Origin of the sequence: Streptomyces laurentii (genome assembly GCF_040635425.1) — a bacterium.
Taxonomy (GTDB): domain Bacteria; phylum Actinomycetota; class Actinomycetes; order Streptomycetales; family Streptomycetaceae; genus Streptomyces; species Streptomyces laurentii.
This window is the reverse complement of record NZ_JBEYHT010000031.1, coordinates 24932-41287: the sequence shown is the minus strand read 5'-3', so window position 1 is coordinate 41287 and position 16356 is coordinate 24932. Positions and strand designations below refer to the sequence as shown.

The window sequence follows — 16356 nt, the reverse complement described above, 5'->3', positions numbered from 1 at the left end:
CCTGAACGTACGCTTGCGCCCATGCGAAACCGGCTGATCCCCGGCAGTTCCGGCCGTGTCCGAGCGATGACGCTGCTCGGCACCCCGGTCCTGCACACCCCTTGCGAGCCCGTCACCGACTTCGGCCCGGAGCTGTCCCGGCTCGTCGAGGACATGTTCGCCACGATGTACGCGGCGAACGGCGTGGGCCTGGCCGCGAACCAAGTGGGCGTGGGGCTGCGGGTGTTCGTGTACGACTGCCCGGACGACGAGGACGTCCGGCACCTGGGCCATGTGGTGAACCCGCGTCTGGTCGAGGCCGACGGCGACGTGATCCGCGGCCCGGAGGGCTGCCTGTCGCTGCCGGGCCTGGAGGCCCCGACGCCCCGTTACGACCACGCCGTGGTCGAGGGCGTCCGTGTCGACGGCACCCCGGTCCGCGTCCAGGGCACGGGTTTCTTCGCCCGCTGCCTCCAGCACGAGTCGGACCACCTGGACGGCGGCGTGTACGCGGACCACGTGACGGGCTGGGCCCGCCGCAGACTCCTGAGGACGATCGGCAAGCAGCCTTGGGGCAGCGGGGCGGAAGTTCCGAAGGTCTGACCTCGCCTGGCCCACCCGAGGCCTGGTGCGGGGCGCCTGCCTGCGGTGCCCGTACGTCCGGGGTGCCCCCGGAGGCGAACCGAGGCACAAGAAAGGCCCTAGAATCCCGGCCCGCCCGGCAGGTCCGAGGCCTGGGCCAGGCGGCCCCAGAGGATGTCGGCGAGGCTGCGCACGAGTTCGGCGCGGGGGCAGGGGCGTTCGCCGAGCCACCAGTCGCCGGCCGCGTGCATCATGCCGACGATGCCGTGGCCCCAGATGCGGGCCTGGGTCTCGCCGCCGGGGCCGAGGTCGACGCGTTCGGCGATGACCTGGCCGAGTTCCTCGCCCATGCGCCGCAGCAGCGGGGCGGAGTGGCGGCCGATGTCGAAGCCCTGCTCGGCCTGGTGGGGTTCCTCGGCGGGGTGCATGAGGAAGCGGTAGACCTGCGGCATGGCCTCGATGGAGGCGAGGTACGTGTCGAGGGTGGCTTCGACGCGCGCGCGCCGGTCGGCGGGGGCGTCGAGGGCGGCGCGCAGGGCGGCGAGGAGGGCGTCGGTGTGGCGGGTGGCGAGGGCGCGGTAGAGGCCGCCCTTGTCGCCGAAGTGGCGGTAGAGGATCGGTTTGGTGATCCCGGCTTCGGCGGCGATGGCGTTCATGGAGGCCTGGGGGCCGTCGCGGAGCACCACGCGGTCCGCCGCCTCCAGCAGTTCCCGGCGCCGTTGGTCGGCGGGCTTCTGCTGGTCGGTGGTGGTCCGGTGTCTGGTGTCCATGGGCGTGTCTCCCCGCCTGTACGAATTCCTGCGGCTGTCGCAACGTAACACCCCCGCGGCACCGGGTGCCGTCCGGCAGGATGTGCTCCGCTGCTGGTTGACAGGGGCTACCCGCCGGTAACAGACTCTCGTTACCGCAAGTAACAGGCCGCTGGGAGGGACCATGTCCGAGTTCACTTTCGAACTGAACGACGACCAGAAGCAGGTGCGCGACTGGCTCCACGGCTTCGCCGCCGACGTGATCCGCCCCGCGGCCGCCGAGTGGGACGAGCGCGAGGAGACCCCCTGGCCGATCATCCAGGAGGCGGCCAAGCTCGGAATCTACTCCCTCGACTTCTACGCCCAGCAGTTCTTCGACCCGACCGGCCTCGGCATCCCGATGACCATGGAGGAACTGTTCTGGGGCGACGCCGGCATCGCCCTCTCCATCGTCGGCACCGGCCTCGCGGCCGTCGGCGTCCTCGCCAACGGCACCGAGGAGCAGATCGGCACCTGGGTGCCGCAGATGTACGGCGACGCCACCGACGTCAAGGTCGCCGCCTTCTGCTCCTCCGAACCCGACGCCGGCTCCGACGTGGCCTCCATGCGCACCCGCGCCGTCTACGACGAGGCCAAGGACGAGTGGGTGATCAACGGCACCAAGACCTGGGCGACCAACGGCGGCATCGCCAACGTCCACGTCGTCGTCGCCGTCGTCGACCCCGAGCTCGGCTCCAAGGGCCACGCCTCCTTCATCGTGCCGCCCGGCACCCCCGGCCTGTCCCAGGGGCAGAAGTTCCAGAAGCACGGCATCCGCGCCTCCCACACCGCCGAGGTCGTCCTGGAGGACGTCCGGGTGCCCGGCGGCTGCCTGCTCGGCGGCAAGGAGAAGCTGGACGAGCGCCTCGCCCGTGCCCGGGAGCGCGCCAAGAGCGGCGGCGAGCGCGTCAAGAACGCCGCCATGGCCACCTTCGAGGCGTCCCGCCCCGCCGTCGGCGCCATGGCCATCGGCACCGCCCGCGCCGCGTACGAGGTGGCCCTCGACTACGCGAAGACCCGGCAGCAGTTCGGCCGCCCGATCATCGACAACCAGGGCGTCGCCTTCCAGCTCGCCGACATGCGCACCCGGATCGACGCGGCCCGGCTGCTCGTGTGGCGCGCCTCGTGGATGGGCGTCACGGGCAAGCCCTTCACCTCCGCCGAGGGCTCGATGTCCAAGCTGTACGCGAGCGAGGTCGCCAAGAAGGTCACGGCGCAGGCCGTCCAGATCCTCGGCGGCAACGGCTACACCCGCGAGTACCCGGTGGAGCGGATGCACCGCGACGCCGCGATCTACACGATCTTCGAGGGGACGAGCGAGATCCAGCGCCTCGTCATCGCCCGCACCCTCTCCGGCATGCCGATCCGCTGACCCGCCGCCGGGCTCCCCGCCCGGAGCCCGGACCGGAGCGGGGCGCACGGGTCACCCGGACGGCCCGGTCCGGTCGCCGCGACCGCGCCCCGGGGCGACGGTGGGACCGTGGCGCGAACGTCACCGGTCTCCGCTGCCGCTCCGCGCGACGCGCGGGGACCGCACCCCGGACGAGAGGTGGCGGCCATGGCGGCCATGCCCAGTGGCGCACGACAGGACGCGGGAGGCGCCCGAGGAGGCGTGGAACACCCGAGCAAGCCGGCGGTGTTCGCCGGTGTGGCGCTGTTCATCAGCGGGGTCCTGAGTTTCCTCCTGGGGGTCGCCGGCATCGCCCAGGACCGGCTCTTCGTCGTGTCGGGGGACTACGCCTACCGGTTCGACATCACCGCCTGGGGCTGGCTCCACCTGGTGATCGGGGTCGCGCTGATGGTCGTGGGTGTCGGGGCGCTGGCCGCCAAGGGCTGGGCTCGCGGCGCCGGCGTCGGGCTCGCCGCGATCAGCCTCGTCACCCAGTTCATGTTCATCCCGTACTACCCGGCGTGGGCGATCAGCGTGATGGTCCTGGACCTCGTCATCATCTGGTCGCTGGCCCGGCTCGTCGAGTGAGGGCCGGTCGGACAGGCGACGGGCGGGGTGACGGGCATCGGCCCGGCGCCCCGCCTCCTCGTGCGCCGAGCCCGCTCACACGACGCAGAACTCGTTGCCCTCCGGATCGCCGAGCACCACCGCGTAGTAGCCCATGCCGTGCGGCTCGTCCATCGTGTACAGCACGGACGCGCCCAGGGCCGTCAGCCGCGCCACCTCCGCGTCCACCCGGGCCCGGCGGACCTCCAGCGGCACCGCCCGCCCACCCCCGACCTTCAGATCGAGATGCAGCCGGTTCTTGACCGTCTTCGGCTCCGGAACCTCCTGGAACCACACCCGCGGCCCCCGTCCGTGGGGGTCGACGATCGACTCCGGGACCTCCCCGGCGTCCTCGCCCAGTTCGTCCTCGGGCACACCGGTCGCCTGCCAGTACGCGCGCCACGTCGCGTGCCCCTCGGGCGGCGGCTCCGGTGCGTAGCGCAGGGCCTCGGTCCAGAAGGCGACGAGGCGCCGCGGATCGGCGCAGTCGATCGTGAGCTGCAGCAGCGGCTGCGGCGGGGTGGAAGGGTCGGGTGCGTTCAACTCGGGTGCGTCCATGGGGGGAAGCGTTCCAGACACCACTGACAACGGAGTGACCAGCAGCCGCGAGGGCCGCCTGCCAGGGGGTACCGCCGTGCGGCAGAATCGACCGCGCCACCGAAGCGCACAAGGGGGAATGGCCACGATGGCGACCACCGCACAGACCGTGCCCGAACTCACGGGGATGCCGCTGCTCGGCTCCCTGCTCGACCTCAAGAACGACTCGCTCGGCACCTTCCTCAAGGCCCGCCGTGACCTCGGCGACGTCGTCCGGATCACCGCGGGACCGCCCGGCATGCGCGGCACCATCCACTGCGTGTTCTCCGCGGAGGGCGCCCAGCAGGTCCTCGCCACCCAGGCGGCCAACTTCCGCAAGGACAACAACTTCTACGAGGAGCTCCGGGTCTCCTTCGGCAACGGACTGCTCACCAGCCAGGACGACGACTATCTGCGCCAACGCAGGCTCGTGCAGCCGCTGTTCACGCGCCGCAGCGTCGACACGTACGCCACCGCCATCGCCGCCGAGGCCGACCGGCTGACCGGCACCTGGCGCGCCGAGGGGCGCGAGACGGCCGACGTCGTCCACGAGATGGGCCGGCTCGCGCTGCGTGCCGTCGCCCGCATCCTCTTCGGCACGGACGTGGACGCCGCCGTCGGCATCGTCGAGCGCTGCTTCCCGGTGCTCGCCGGGTACGTCACCAAGCGCGGCTACGCGCCCCGCAACATCCCGCGCGAGTGGCCCACACCCGGCAACCGGAAGGCGGCCGCCGCCCACGAGGAGCTGTACGCCGTCTGCGACCGGGTCATCGCCGACCGGCGCGCGGCCGGCGCGGGCGACGGGGAACGCGATCTGCTGACGCTCCTGATGGGCGCCGGGGGAGAGGAGGGCAGCGGCGTCGAGGGCTTCGACGCGACCGAACTGCGCGAGCAGGTCCTGGTGTTCATGCTCGCCGGGCACGAGACGACCGCCACCTCGCTCGCCTTCGCGCTGCATCTGCTGGGCCTGCACCCCGAGGTGCAGCAGCGGGTCCACGAGGAGCTGGACGAGGTCTTGAAGGGCCGTACGCCCGGCGCCGGCGACCTGGATGCCCTGCCGTACCTGGGCCGGGTGCTCAAGGAGGCCATGCGGCTCTTCCCGGCGGCCCCGGCGATCGGCCGGCGGGCCGTCGAGGCCACCGAGATCGACGGGTATCTCATCCCGGCCGGGGCCGACGTCATCGTCGCGCCGTGGGTGACGCACCGCCACCCCCGTTACTGGGACGATCCGGAGCGCTTCGACCCCGACCGCTTCACGCCCGAGGCGGAGGCGGCCCGCCCCCGCTACGCCTGGTTCCCGTTCGGCGGCGGCCCGCGCGCCTGCATCGGGCAGCACTTCTCGATGCTGGAGTCGGTGATCGCGCTCGCGATGATCCTGCAGTCGTACGAGCTGGAGGCCATCGACACCGAAGTCCCGCTGGGCTCCGCGATCACCCTCCAGGCGCTCGGCCCGGCCCGCTGCCGGCTGAAGCCTCGGACGCGCTGAGCGTCACGGAGGGGCCGGCTTCGATGTGACGGGCAGCGGCCGGATGGGATATGATCATCTTACGCAAGCGGGCGAACACAGCCTCGCGAGCAGTGCGTTGGTGGTCCAAGGAAAGACGCCCCACTTCCTGTGGGGAAATGCAGGTGCAAGGCCGGCCCAGCGCTCGATCGAAAGCCCGCCTCCGGAGTTCCGGGGGTGGGCTTTCCGCTGTGCTCCGGCCTCCGGCGCCGGGAGTACGGCTCCGAACCCAGGCGGGCGGGGAGCCGGTTCCGTGGACCGGGTACGGGGCGTCGTCCGGCGGCCGGTCCCGGCCGCGCGGACCCGGGCCGGGGCCCGGGACACGCGGCTCACCCGCCGTGGCGACGCGCCCTCCGCCCGGTCAGGCGCGGGTCGCCACGACCACGGTGGCGTACAGGTCCTCGTCCGTCAGGATCCGGGCCGTCAGGCCGTGCGCGGCGACCGCCGCCACGGCGGCACCGGTCTGGCGCTCGCTCGTCTCGAACAGCAGATGCCCGCCCGGGGCCAGCCACCCGGCCGCCCCGGCCGCGACCCGGCGCAGCACCTCCAGGCCGTCCGCGCCGCCGTCCAGGGCCACCAGCGGCTCGTGCTCGCGCGCCTCGGCCGGCAGCAGCGCCACCTCGCCGCTCGGGACGTACGGGACGTTGGCGACCAGCACCTCGATCCGGCCGCGCAGCGCGTCCGGCAACGGCGCGAAGAGGTCGCCCTCGTACACCCGGCCGCCGCGCGGCTCGACGTTGCGGCGCGCGCAACGGACGGCGGCGGGCTCGATGTCGGCGGCGTGTACGTCCGCGTCCGCGACCGACGCGAGCAGCACGGCGGCCGCCGCACCCGAGCCGCAGCACAGGTCGACGCAGACGGAGCCCGGCCGGGCCCGCGCGACGGCTTCGGCGGCCAGGAACTCCGTACGGCGGCGCGGCACGAACACCCCGCCGTCCACCTCGATCCGCAGTCCCGCGAACTCCGCCCAGCCCACGACGTGCTCCAGCGGCAGGCCCGCGGCCCGCCGTTCGACCATCGCGTCGAGTTCGGCCGGGCCGGCCGCCGTCGCGGTCAGCAGCTCCGCCTCCTCCTCGGCGAAGACACAGCCCGCCGCCCGGAGCCGGGCGACGACGTCCGCCGCCGGTTCCGCCGGCGCCATCGGCTCAGACAAGCTGAGCCTCGATCGCCGCCACCAGCTCCGGGGCCTCGGGCTCGGTGCGCGGACGGAACCGGGTCACCGAACCGTCCCGGCCGACGAGGAACTTCTCGAAGTTCCACTGGATGTCACCGGCCTCGCCGCCGGCGTCGGCGACCTGGGTCAGCTCCGCGTACAGCGGGTGCCGTCCGGGCCCGTTGACCCCGGTCTTCTCCAGGAGCGGGAAGCTCACCCCGTACGTCGTCGAGCAGAAGGCCGAGATCTCCTCGGCGCTGCCCGGCTCCTGGCCGCCGAACTGGTTGCACGGCACGCCGAGCACGGTGAAGCCGCGCTTGCCGTACTCCTGCTGGAGCCGCTCCAGGCCGGCGTACTGCGGGGTGAGGCCGCACCGGGAGGCCACGTTCACCACCAGGACCGTCCGGTCCCGGAACTCGGCCAGTGAGGTGGGGTCGCCGGCGAGTGTCGTCAGCGGGATGTCGTACAGGCTCAAGGGACGCTCCTCGTCGCGATGGGGTTTGATCTGACCATGGGAGACGAACCGCTGGCAATCGACATCGAGGCCGCCGACCTGGTGACGGACGCGGGGGAGGGCGGGGCGCGCCGGGTGTGGTGCCGGCTGTGCGGGCGCCCGCTGACCGGTGCCGCGTCCCGGCGCTCCGGCCTGGGGCCCGCCTGCGACGCCAAGCTGCATCCGCCGGGCCCGGACATCCGGACCCGGCGGCACGAGATGGAACAGGACACCCTGCCCGGACTGTGACCCGGGAGGCCGGATCCCGAGCGGTTACGGTCGCGGGCCGGGCGCGCCGCCCGGCAGCGGGGTGGTGTCGACGTACCGCACCTCGTAGCGGCGCTCGGTGAACCGCCAGCCCTGTGCCGTGCGCCGGTAACGGTCGTGGTAGAGCGCGTAGTTGACGTGCGAGCCGCCGTCCCGCAGCCGCCCGAGCTCCGCCACGTACGACCGGCCCTCCGCCGTGTCGCCGTCGATCCGCACCGCGCCCGGGTGGATGGTCTGCACGAAGAACTCCCAGTTGCCCTGGAGGCGTTCGATGGCGGCGCGGATGTTCTTCGAGCCGGTGAACTCCAGGCCGGCGTCCGGGATGCGCCACGTTCCGTCGTCGGTGAACAGCTCCGCGAGCCGGTCGTAGTCGCGGGTCATCCCCGCGTCGGTGAACTCGCCGCGCAGCGCCTCGATCTCGATCCGGTCGGCGAGCGCCCGGAGTTCGGCGCCCGTGGGGGCGCCGCCGCCGGTAGCTCCGCCCGTCGTCCCGTTCGTCGTCTCGCCTGTCGTCTCACTCATGGTGTCGCGGTCCTTCCCGTGCCGTCGTCCGTGACCGGGGCCCGTTCGGCCCCGGTGCGAGTACGACGACACAGCGGCGCGGAATGTGAGGTGCCGCCGAGGCCCGGGCGAGTCCGGGCGAGTCCGGCCGAGCGGCCGGGGCGGTGTGTCAGACGACGGCGAGCCGGTCCACCAGCAGCTCCACCCTCGGCCCGGTGTACTCCGGCGGGAGCCGTCCCGCCCGGGTCAGGGTGGCCAGTCCGTGCAGGGCGGCCCAGAAGGTCTCGCTGAACAGTCCCGGGGCGACACCCTCCCCGGCGACCTCTTCGAGGGTCTCCAACAGGGCGGCGAAGGCGTCCTTCAGCGGCTCGGGGGTGTCCTCGTGCGCGAAGGCCAGGCCGCCGTCGAGTCGGAAGATGGCGTCGTAGACGGCCGGGTTGCGGGCGGCGAAGTCGAGATACGCGTGGGCCAGGGCGGCGACCCGGGCGCGCGGGCCGTCGACGGCGGCGGTCGCCGCCCGTACCGCCGCCGCCAGTTCGGTGGAGCCCTGGAGGGCGACGGCGCCGATGATCTCGCGCTTGCCGCGGAAGTGGCTGTAGAGGACGGGCTGGCTGTATTCGATGCGCTCGGCGAGCCGGCGGGTGGTGACCGCGTCCCAGCCCTGCCGCTCGGCGAGTTCGCGGGCCGTGGCCACGATGAGGCGCTCGCGCTCCGCCCGCTCGCGTTGCTTGCGTTCCTGTACCGACATGACTCGATCCTAGCACCGCTAGACAATCGAGCGGCAGAAGGTCTAGCGTTGCCTCATCGGCTAGCAACGCTAGATCCCAGGGGGTCGTCATGCTCAACGCCGTCGCGGTGTCCACCACCGTGGCCGTCGGACTGATGGTGGGGGTGGAGTTCTCCGTCGCCTTCGTGATCAACCGGATCCTTGACGCGCTTCCCGGGGACAGCGGCCAGCTCGGCCGCGCCCACGGGGGCCGGATGCTCGGCGCCCTGATGCCGTTCTGGTACGTCGGCTCGCTCGTCCTGAGCGCGGTCTGGGCCGTCGCCGGATGGCACCGCCCCGGCGCCGTCCTGGTCGTCGTCGCGGCCGGGCTGCTGATCCTGAGCGTGGTCATGTCGCTCCTGCTGCTCGTCCCGATCAACAACCGGGGCAAGACCTGGACCCCCGAGAACCGGCCCGAGGACTGGAAGGAGCAGATGAACCGCTGGGACCGCTACCACTACGTCCGCGTCGCCGTCCTCATCGCCGCCTTCACCTGCCTGGTCGCCGCCCTCGTCTGAGCCCCGGGCCGCCCCGGCGGCGCCCCGCGCCGAACCCGCCCCACTCCACCCTGAACGCCGTAAGGAGAAACACGATGTCGCTGAAGAACGTCAACACCGTCCTGGCCACCGGTTGCGCCTTGTTCGCGCTCTACCTCGGGCTGTCTCCTTCATCCTCTTCCCCGAGGCGTCCGCTCCGGGCGTCGGCCTGCCGGGCTGGCCCGCCGGTGACGGCGGCGGCTTCCTCGTCATGAAGGGCATCCGTGAATTCTCGATGGGCCTGGTCCTCGGCATCCTGCTGGTGACGGGCCACCGCCGGGCCCTGGGCTGGGTCCTGCTGATGGAGGCCGTCGCCCCGTTCGGCGACATGATCGACGTTCTGACCCACCACGGCACCGCCGCCGCCGCGTTCGGCATCCACGGTCTGACCTCGGTGCTGATCGCGATCACCGGACTGCTGGTTCTCCGCGAGACCGGCAAGGCCCGCACGGTGCCCACCCCCGCCGCGCGGCCCGCCTGACACCCGCACGCTCCGGGGTCGGTGTCACATTCCGCGGGCGCGCGCCGTCGTACGGACGTGAGCGCAGCGAAGAGCGACCGACCCGCCCCGACCACCGGCCCCACCGGTTCCATGGGCCCCGCCGAACCGGACCCGGCCGCCGCCCCGGACGAGCGGCGGCGGCTGACCGGGATGGCCTACCGTCTGCTCGGCTCGCTGGCCGACGCCGAGGACGTCGTCCAGGAGACGTACGCCCGCTGGTACGCGATGTCCCCCGGGCGCCGCGCGGCCGTCGTGTCGCCCGGCGCGTACCTGGCCAAGGTCGCCGGCCGGATCTGTCTCGACCTGCTCGGCTCGGCGCGGGCCCGGCGGGAGCGGTACGTGGGGGAGTGGATCCCCGAACCGCTGCCCGGACACCTGCCGGGACACCTGGCCGGCCCCCGGTCGGCCGCCGACCCCGCCGACCGGGTCACCCTCGACGAATCGGTCCACATGGCCTTCCTCGTCGTCCTCGACGCGATGACCCCGGCCGAGCGCGTCGCCTTCGTCCTGCACGACGTCTTCCGCTACAGCTTCGCCGAGGTCGCGGCCATCGTCGGCCGCACCCCGGCCGCCTGCCGCCGGCTCGCCTTCTCCGCCCGCCGCCGGCTGCACACGGCGCGGCCCGTGCTCCCGGCCCGGGCCGCGCGAGAAAGCCGGCACGCCACCCTGGTCCGGGACTTCAAACGGGCCTGGGAGACCCAGGACATCGCGGCCCTGCTCGGTCTGCTCGCCCCCGACGCCACCGCCATCGGCGACGGCGGAGGCATCGTCCCCGCCATGCCGCACCCGATCGAGGGTCATGCGGAGATCGCCCACTACCTGGTCGACCTGATCGCCCGCGGGGGCCCCGGTCTCGTCCTCGAAGAGCGCGTCGTCAACGCCCAGCCCGGACTGACGGTCCATCACCAAGGCGCGGTGGTGGCGGTGTTCGCGTTCGACACGGCCGACGACCGGATCACCCGCGTCTGGGCCGTGCGCAACCCGGAGAAACTGCGCCCCTGGACGGCGTCCTGACCTCCTGCGCCGGGACGGGTCTCCTCACAGCGCGCGGAACAGCCCCTCCTGCACCACCGACACCAGCAGCCGCCCCTCGCGGTCGAAGATCTGCCCCCGCGCCAGGCCCCGGCCGCCGGTCGCGATCGGCGACTCCTGGTCGTACAGGAACCACTCGTCCGCCCGGAACGGCCGGTGGAACCACATGGCGTGGTCGAGGGAGGCCAGGTCGTACCCCCGCGGCCCCCACAGCGGCTCCACCGGGATCCGGACCGCGTCGAGGAGCGTCATGTCGGAGGCGTACGTCAGGGCGCAGGTGTGCACCAGCGGGTCGTCGCCCAGCGGCCCCACCGCCCGCATCCACACCGCGCTGCGCGCGTCCGCGCCCCGGACCTCCTCCGGCGACCAGCGCAGCCGCTCCACGTACCGGATGTCGAACGGCTGGCGGCGGGCCATCCGCTCCAGGGCCTCCGGCAGCGCCCCGAGATGGTCGCGGATCTCGTCCGCGAGCCGCGGCAGGCTCTCCGGGTCGGTGAGATGCCGCGGCGGCCGCTGATGCGCGAACGCGGCCTCCTCGGGCCGGTGGAACGAGGCCGTCAGGGCGAAGATCGTCCGGCCCTCCTGGACCGCCTTGACCCGCCGCGTCGTGAAGGAACGGCCGTCGCGCACCCGCTCCACCTCGTACACGATCGGCACGCCCGGCCGGCCCGGCCGCAGGAAGTAGGCGTGCAGCGAGTGCACCGGCCGGGCGTCCTCGACGGTGCGCCCCGCCGCCACCAGGGCCTGGCCGGCGACCTGCCCGCCGAAGACCCGCTGCAACGACTCCTGCGGGCTGCGCCCGCGGAAGATGTTCACCTCGATCCGCTCCAGATCGAGCAGATCCACGAGTCCCTCGGCGGGATTGGTCACCTCGTACTCCTCCCGGAGCGCCCGCACCGGAGTGCTTGCGGCAGAGTGTCTACAGCTGTCCGACCGACGTGACGCGGACGACGGCCCGGCCCTCCTCGTCCGAGGCCGCCAGGTCCACCTCCGCGCTGATACCCCAGTCATGGTCGCCGTTCGGGTCGGCGAAGGTCTGCCGGACGCGCCAGAGACCGTGCGCCGCGTCCTCCTCGATGGCCAGCAGCTTCGGGCCGCGGGCGTCCGGGCCGGTGCCGAGGTCGTCGTACTCGTCCCAGTACGCGTCCATCGCCTCGCCCCACGCGTCCGCGTCCCAGCCGGACTCGCTGTCCAGCTCGCCCAGCTCGTCCACGTTGTCCAGGGCCGCCAGCTCCACCCGGCGGAACATCGCGTTGCGGACGAGCACCCGGAAGGCGCGGGCGTTCGCCGTGACCGGACGGACCTGGTCGGCGCGCTCCTGCGCCTCCTCGGCGGTCTCCACGTCCGGGTTGGCCAGCTGCTCCCACTCGTCGAGCAGCGAGGAGTCGACCTGCCGCACCATCTCGCCCAGCCAGGCGATCAGGTCCTCCAGGTCCTCCGTCTTCAGGTCGTCCGGGATGGTGTGGTCCAGCGCCTTGTACGCGCCCGCCAGATAGCGCAGCACGATGCCCTCGGTGCGCGCCAGCTCGTAGAAGGACGTGAACTCCGTGAAGGACAGCGCTCGTTCGTACATGTCGCGGATGACCGACTTCGGCGACACCGGGTGGTCGCCGACCCACGGGTGCGAGGTGCGGTAGACGCCGTACGCGTGCCACAGCAGCTCTTCGAGCGGCTTCGGGTACGAGACCTCCTGGAGTCGCTCCATGCGCTCCTCGTACTCGACGCCGTCGGCCTTCATCGCGGCGACCGCCTCGCCGCGCGCCTTGTTCTGCTGCGCGGCCAGGATCTGCCGGGGGTCGTCGAGGGTCGACTCGACGACCGACACCATGTCCAGGGCGTACGAGGGGGACTCGGCGTCCAGCAGGTCGAAGGCGGCGAGCGCGAACGTCGACAGCGGCTGGTTGAGCGCGAAGTCCTGCTGGAGGTCGACCGTCAGGCGGATCGTGCGGCCCTCGGCGTCCGGGGTCTCCAGCTGCTCCACCACACCGCCGTCGAGCAGCGAGCGGTAGATCGCGATGGCCCGGCGGATGTGCTTCAGCTGGTTCCGGCGCGGCTCGTGGTTGTCCTCCAGGAGCTTGCGCATGGCTTCGAAGGCGTTGCCCGGGCGGGCGATCACCGACAGGAGCATGGTGTGGGTGACCCGGAAGCGGGAGGTCAGCGGCTCCGGGTCGGCGGCGATCAGCTTCTCGAAGCTGCTCTCCGTCCAGCCGACGAAGCCCTCCGGGGCCTTCTTGCGGACCACCTTGCGGCGCTTCTTCGGGTCGTCGCCGGCCTTGGCGAGCGCCTTCTCGTTCTCGATGACGTGCTCGGGCGCCTGCGCGACCACCAGACCGGCGGTGTCGAAGCCGGCCCGGCCGGCCCGGCCCGCGATCTGGTGGAACTCGCGGGCGCGCAGCGTGCGCACCCGGCTGCCGTCGTACTTCGTCAGGGCCGTGAACAGCACCGTGCGGATGGGCACGTTGACGCCGACGCCCAGGGTGTCCGTACCGCAGATGACCTTCAGCAGACCCGCCTGCGCCAGCTTCTCCACCAGCCGCCGGTACTTCGGCAGCATGCCCGCGTGGTGCACGCCGATGCCGTGCCGGACGTAACGGGAGAGGTTCTTGCCGAACTTGGTGGTGAACCGGAAGTTGCCGATCATCTCGGCGATCCGGTCCTTCTCCTCCCGCGTGCACATGTTGATGCTCATCAGCGACTGCGCCCGCTCCACCGCCTGCGCCTGGGTGAAGTGCACGATGTAGACCGGCGCCTGCCGGGTGTCCAGGAGCTCGGTGAGGGTGTCGGTGATGGGGGTCAGCCGGTACTCGTACGACAGCGGCACCGGCCGCGTGGCCGAGCGGACGGTCGCGGTCGGCCGCCCGGTCCGCCGGGTCAGGTCCTTCTCGAACATCGACACGTCGCCGAGCGTGGCCGACATGAGGATGAACTGGGCCTGCGGGAGCTCCAGGATCGGGATCTGCCAGGCCCAGCCGCGGTCCGCCTCCGCGTAGAAGTGGAACTCGTCCATGACGACCTGGCCGATGTCGGCGTCCTTGCCGTCGCGCAGCGCGATCGACGCCAGCACCTCGGCGGTGCAGCAGATCACCGGCGCGTCCGCGTTCACGGAGGCGTCGCCGGTGAGCATGCCGACGTTCTCGGTGCCGAAGATCTTGCACAGGTCGAAGAACTTCTCCGACACCAGCGCCTTGATCGGCGCCGTGTAGAAGGTGACCTGGTCATTGGCCAGGGCCGTGAAGTGCGCACCCGCCGCCACCAGCGACTTTCCGGAGCCGGTGGGGGTGGACAGGATCACGTTGGCCCCGGAGACCACCTCGATCAGCGCCTCCTCCTGGGCCGGATAGAGCGTGATACCCCGCTCCTCGGCCCAGGACGAGAAGGCTTCGAAGAGGGCGTCGGGGTCGGCGGTCGGCGGCAACTGATCGATAAGGGTCACGCCACCATCTTGCCTGGATTCCGTCCCGATGCGGGAACCGGCCACCGGCACCAAGATCACGGACGGTAGGCTGATCCGTCTGCCGCCCGCCCGGGCGGCCGACGGACCGGACGCCAACTGGGCGCCGGGGTACGAGAAATGGGGCGGGAACCACCATGATGGGACCGGCGCACTCGCTGTCCGGCGCGGCGGCCTGGCTGGGCGTCGGAGCGGCGGCCGCCGCCTTCGACGAGCCGATGCCCTGGCCGGTTCTGCTCGTCGGCGCGCTCATCTGCGCGGGCGCGGCCCTCGCCCCCGACCTCGACCACAAGTCGGCGACCATCTCGCGCGCCTTCGGCCCGGTCTCCCGCGGCCTGTGCGAGATCGTCGACAAGCTCTCGTACGCCGTCTACAAGGCGACCCGCTCCAAGGCCGACCCGCGCCGCTCCGGCGGCCACCGCACCCTCACCCACACCTGGCTGTGGGCGGTCCTGGTCGGCGGCGGCTGCTCTTTGGCCGCCGTCAGCGGCGGCCGCTGGGCGGTCCTCGCGATCCTCTTCGTCCACTTGGTCCTCGCGGTCGAAGGCCTGCTGTGGCGGGCCGCGCGGATGTCCAGCGACGTCCTGGTGTGGCTGCTCGGCGCCACCAGCGCCTGGATCCTCGCCGGCGTCCTCGACCAGCCGGGCAACGGCTCGGACTGGCTCTTCACCGGCCCCGGCCAGGAGTACCTGTGGCTCGGCCTGCCGATCGTGCTCGGCGCCCTCGTCCACGACATCGGCGACGCGCTGACGGTCTCCGGCTGCCCGATCCTGTGGCCCATCCCGATCGGCCGCAAGCGCTGGTACCCGCTCGGCACCCCGAAGCCGTTGCGCTTCCGGGCCGGCGACTGGGTCGAGCTGAAGGTCCTCATGCCGGCCTTCATGGTTCTCGGCGGCATCGGCGGGGCGTCGGCACTCGGCCTCTTCGGCTGATTCCTGGGCGGGGGCCCAGGCACGGCTCCCCCCCGTACGCCCAAGGACGCCGTACGCCCACCCCGTACCCCTGGCAGCACAAGGGCCGCACCGGATCTCCGGTGCGGCCCTTGTGACGTCACGGAAGGGGGAAGCGCCTCAGTACGGCTCGACCAGGACGTGCGACGCGCCCGCGACGCCGACCTTCAGCAGTTCGTCCTCCTCCGGCGTGGTCGCCGCGCCCATCTCCTGCCGGAGCAGCGCGCGGGACAGCGCCTGCACCCACATGGCCCGGGGCCGGCGCCGCTCCTCCCACGCCTTCAGCGCCGCCGGCACGTCGCCCTCGTGCGCGTCCAGGGACTCCGCGAGCACGACCGCGTCCTCGACGGCCATCGCCGCGCCCTGCGCCAGCTGCGGGGCGCTCGCGTGCGCCGCGTCACCGGCCAGCACGATCCGTCCCACGTGCCACGGCTCCTCGACCGTCACCTGGGAGATCCGGGAGTAGACCACGCCGGCCGGGTCCTCGACCGAGGCGAGCGCCTCGGCGACCGGACCGGAGAACATCGCCAGCCGCTCGGTGAGCTGCTCCAGGGCGCGCTCGGGGTCCGGGCGGAAGTCCTCGGCCTCGGCGAACACCGACGCCAGGTACATCGAGTCGGCCGAGATCGGGTTGAGCATCGCCTTCCCGTCCGTCCCGGCGACCCCCATCACCACGCCCCGCACCTCGGGCCGCCGCGGCACGGTCACCCGCCAGTTCGCGAAGCCGGTGTACTCGGGGGTGTAGCGGTCCCCGTACAGCCGGGTACGCAGCGGGGAGCCGATGCCGTCGAAGCCGACCACCAGGTCCCAGCGGCTCGTCGAGCCGTCGGAGAGGACCACGTCGACGCCGGTGCCGTCGTCGGTGAGGTCGGTGATCGTGGTGGAGAAGCGGATCGTGGCCCCGGCCGCGACGGCCGCCTCGCCGAGCAGCTTGGCGAGCGCCGGGCGAGGGATGCCGTTGTTCGACGGCAGGTCGCCCATCCGGGGCTGCGGTATCTCGGCCAGGGTGCCGCCCGTGGGGTCGGCGATGGTCAGCACCTCCCACGCGAACCCGGCCGCCAGGCACGCGTCGAGCACACCGATCTCGTTCAGGGCGTGCAGGGCGTTGGAGGGCTGGAGGATGCCCACGCCGAGCGCGTCCAGCTCGCCGCGGAGCTCCACGACCTCCACGGTGTGGCCGCGCCGGGCCAGCGCCGTGGCCAGGGTGAGGCCGCCGATGCCTCCGCCGTGGATCAGGACCTGCAGGGGTGTCGTCATCTGGGGTGACTCCAAAGGAAGAA

General features: G+C 72.5%; 17 protein-coding genes and 1 pseudogene. 9 read left to right on the top strand and 9 right to left on the bottom strand.

What is annotated here, in order from left to right; translation table 11 throughout:
- Positions 1 to 21: 21 nt before the first annotated feature.
- Positions 22 to 582, top strand: coding sequence for a peptide deformylase (def, locus tag ABZ693_RS20095; RefSeq protein WP_359878853.1), 561 nt, complete (start codon positions 22 to 24; stop codon positions 580 to 582).
- 98 nt (positions 583 to 680) lie between these two features.
- Here def and ABZ693_RS20090 read toward each other — a convergent pair whose 3' ends face one another.
- Complete coding sequence (locus ABZ693_RS20090) at positions 681 to 1331, bottom strand: TetR/AcrR family transcriptional regulator (RefSeq protein ID WP_359878851.1); 651 nt, start codon at positions 1329 to 1331, stop codon at positions 681 to 683.
- 163 nt (positions 1332 to 1494) lie between these two features.
- On the opposite strand from ABZ693_RS20090, the gene ABZ693_RS20085 reads away from it, so the two are divergent.
- Both ABZ693_RS20085 and ABZ693_RS20080 read left to right on the top strand, forming a co-directional pair.
- On the top strand, positions 1495 to 2721 hold the full coding sequence (locus tag ABZ693_RS20085) for an acyl-CoA dehydrogenase family protein (RefSeq protein ID WP_359878848.1): 1227 nt from the start codon (positions 1495 to 1497) through the stop codon (positions 2719 to 2721).
- A gap of 240 nt (positions 2722 to 2961) precedes the next feature.
- The gene (locus ABZ693_RS20080) at positions 2962 to 3327 is read left to right on the top strand and encodes a DUF7144 family membrane protein (protein ID WP_359878846.1); all 366 of its coding nucleotides are present in this window, start codon (positions 2962 to 2964) and stop codon (positions 3325 to 3327) included.
- A 75-nt stretch (positions 3328 to 3402) separates the two neighbouring features.
- On the opposite strand, the gene ABZ693_RS20075 is transcribed toward ABZ693_RS20080, so the two are convergent.
- On the bottom strand, positions 3403 to 3903 hold the full coding sequence (locus ABZ693_RS20075; RefSeq protein ID WP_359878843.1) for a VOC family protein: 501 nt from the start codon (positions 3901 to 3903) through the stop codon (positions 3403 to 3405).
- A gap of 127 nt (positions 3904 to 4030) precedes the next feature.
- Between ABZ693_RS20075 and ABZ693_RS20070 the strand changes: the two genes are divergently transcribed.
- The gene (locus tag ABZ693_RS20070) at positions 4031 to 5407 is read left to right on the top strand and encodes a cytochrome P450 (protein ID WP_359878841.1); all 1377 of its coding nucleotides are present in this window, start codon (positions 4031 to 4033) and stop codon (positions 5405 to 5407) included.
- Between the two features lie 379 nt (positions 5408 to 5786).
- On the opposite strand, the gene ABZ693_RS20065 is transcribed toward ABZ693_RS20070, so the two are convergent.
- Positions 5787 to 6566: a putative protein N(5)-glutamine methyltransferase gene (locus tag ABZ693_RS20065; protein WP_359878970.1), complete on the bottom strand. Its 780-nt coding sequence runs from the start codon at positions 6564 to 6566 to the stop codon at positions 5787 to 5789.
- Positions 6567 to 6570: 4 nt separating this feature from the next.
- Positions 6571 to 7053 carry a glutathione peroxidase gene (locus ABZ693_RS20060; protein ID WP_359878839.1) on the bottom strand — a complete coding sequence of 161 codons (483 nt, stop codon included), beginning with the start codon at positions 7051 to 7053 and terminating at the stop codon, positions 6571 to 6573.
- Positions 7054 to 7089: 36 nt separating this feature from the next.
- Between ABZ693_RS20060 and ABZ693_RS20055 the strand changes: the two genes are divergently transcribed.
- Positions 7090 to 7320, top strand: a complete 231-nt coding sequence (locus ABZ693_RS20055) for a DUF6011 domain-containing protein (protein ID WP_359878836.1) — start codon at positions 7090 to 7092, stop codon at positions 7318 to 7320.
- A gap of 24 nt (positions 7321 to 7344) precedes the next feature.
- Here ABZ693_RS20055 and ABZ693_RS20050 read toward each other — a convergent pair whose 3' ends face one another.
- Together ABZ693_RS20050 and ABZ693_RS20045 are read right to left on the bottom strand one after the other, a co-directional pair.
- Positions 7345 to 7860: a nuclear transport factor 2 family protein gene (locus tag ABZ693_RS20050; protein WP_359878834.1), complete on the bottom strand. Its 516-nt coding sequence runs from the start codon at positions 7858 to 7860 to the stop codon at positions 7345 to 7347.
- A 148-nt stretch (positions 7861 to 8008) separates the two neighbouring features.
- Positions 8009 to 8587, bottom strand: coding sequence for a TetR/AcrR family transcriptional regulator (locus ABZ693_RS20045; RefSeq protein WP_359878831.1), 579 nt, complete (start codon positions 8585 to 8587; stop codon positions 8009 to 8011).
- A gap of 89 nt (positions 8588 to 8676) precedes the next feature.
- Here ABZ693_RS20045 and ABZ693_RS20040 point away from each other — a divergent pair, with 89 nt between their 5' ends.
- From ABZ693_RS20040 to sigJ, 3 genes and pseudogenes are all read left to right on the top strand, one after another.
- On the top strand, positions 8677 to 9123 hold the full coding sequence (locus ABZ693_RS20040; RefSeq protein WP_359878828.1) for an anthrone oxygenase family protein: 447 nt from the start codon (positions 8677 to 8679) through the stop codon (positions 9121 to 9123).
- Positions 9124 to 9197: 74 nt separating this feature from the next.
- A pseudogene (locus ABZ693_RS20035) lies at positions 9198 to 9622 on the top strand (DUF4267 domain-containing protein).
- A gap of 111 nt (positions 9623 to 9733) precedes the next feature.
- Positions 9734 to 10657 (top strand): RNA polymerase sigma factor SigJ, encoded by a 924-nt coding sequence (gene sigJ, locus ABZ693_RS20030; protein ID WP_359878968.1) that lies wholly within the window; start codon positions 9734 to 9736, stop codon positions 10655 to 10657.
- 24 nt (positions 10658 to 10681) lie between these two features.
- On the opposite strand, the gene ABZ693_RS20025 is transcribed toward sigJ, so the two are convergent.
- Together ABZ693_RS20025 and ABZ693_RS20020 are read right to left on the bottom strand one after the other, a co-directional pair.
- Complete coding sequence (locus tag ABZ693_RS20025; RefSeq protein ID WP_359878825.1) at positions 10682 to 11545, bottom strand: acyl-CoA thioesterase; 864 nt, start codon at positions 11543 to 11545, stop codon at positions 10682 to 10684.
- Positions 11546 to 11594: 49 nt separating this feature from the next.
- Complete coding sequence (locus tag ABZ693_RS20020; RefSeq protein WP_359878823.1) at positions 11595 to 14168, bottom strand: DEAD/DEAH box helicase; 2574 nt, start codon at positions 14166 to 14168, stop codon at positions 11595 to 11597.
- Positions 14169 to 14263: 95 nt separating this feature from the next.
- Here ABZ693_RS20020 and ABZ693_RS20015 point away from each other — a divergent pair, with 95 nt between their 5' ends.
- Positions 14264 to 15058 (top strand): metal-dependent hydrolase, encoded by a 795-nt coding sequence (locus tag ABZ693_RS20015; RefSeq protein ID WP_359878820.1) that lies wholly within the window; start codon positions 14264 to 14266, stop codon positions 15056 to 15058.
- Between the two features lie 138 nt (positions 15059 to 15196).
- Here ABZ693_RS20015 and ABZ693_RS20010 read toward each other — a convergent pair whose 3' ends face one another.
- Entirely contained in the window at positions 15197 to 16333 is a 1137-nt protein-coding gene (locus ABZ693_RS20010; RefSeq protein ID WP_359878817.1) for an FAD-dependent monooxygenase, read from the bottom strand.
- Positions 16334 to 16356 lie beyond the last annotated feature (23 nt).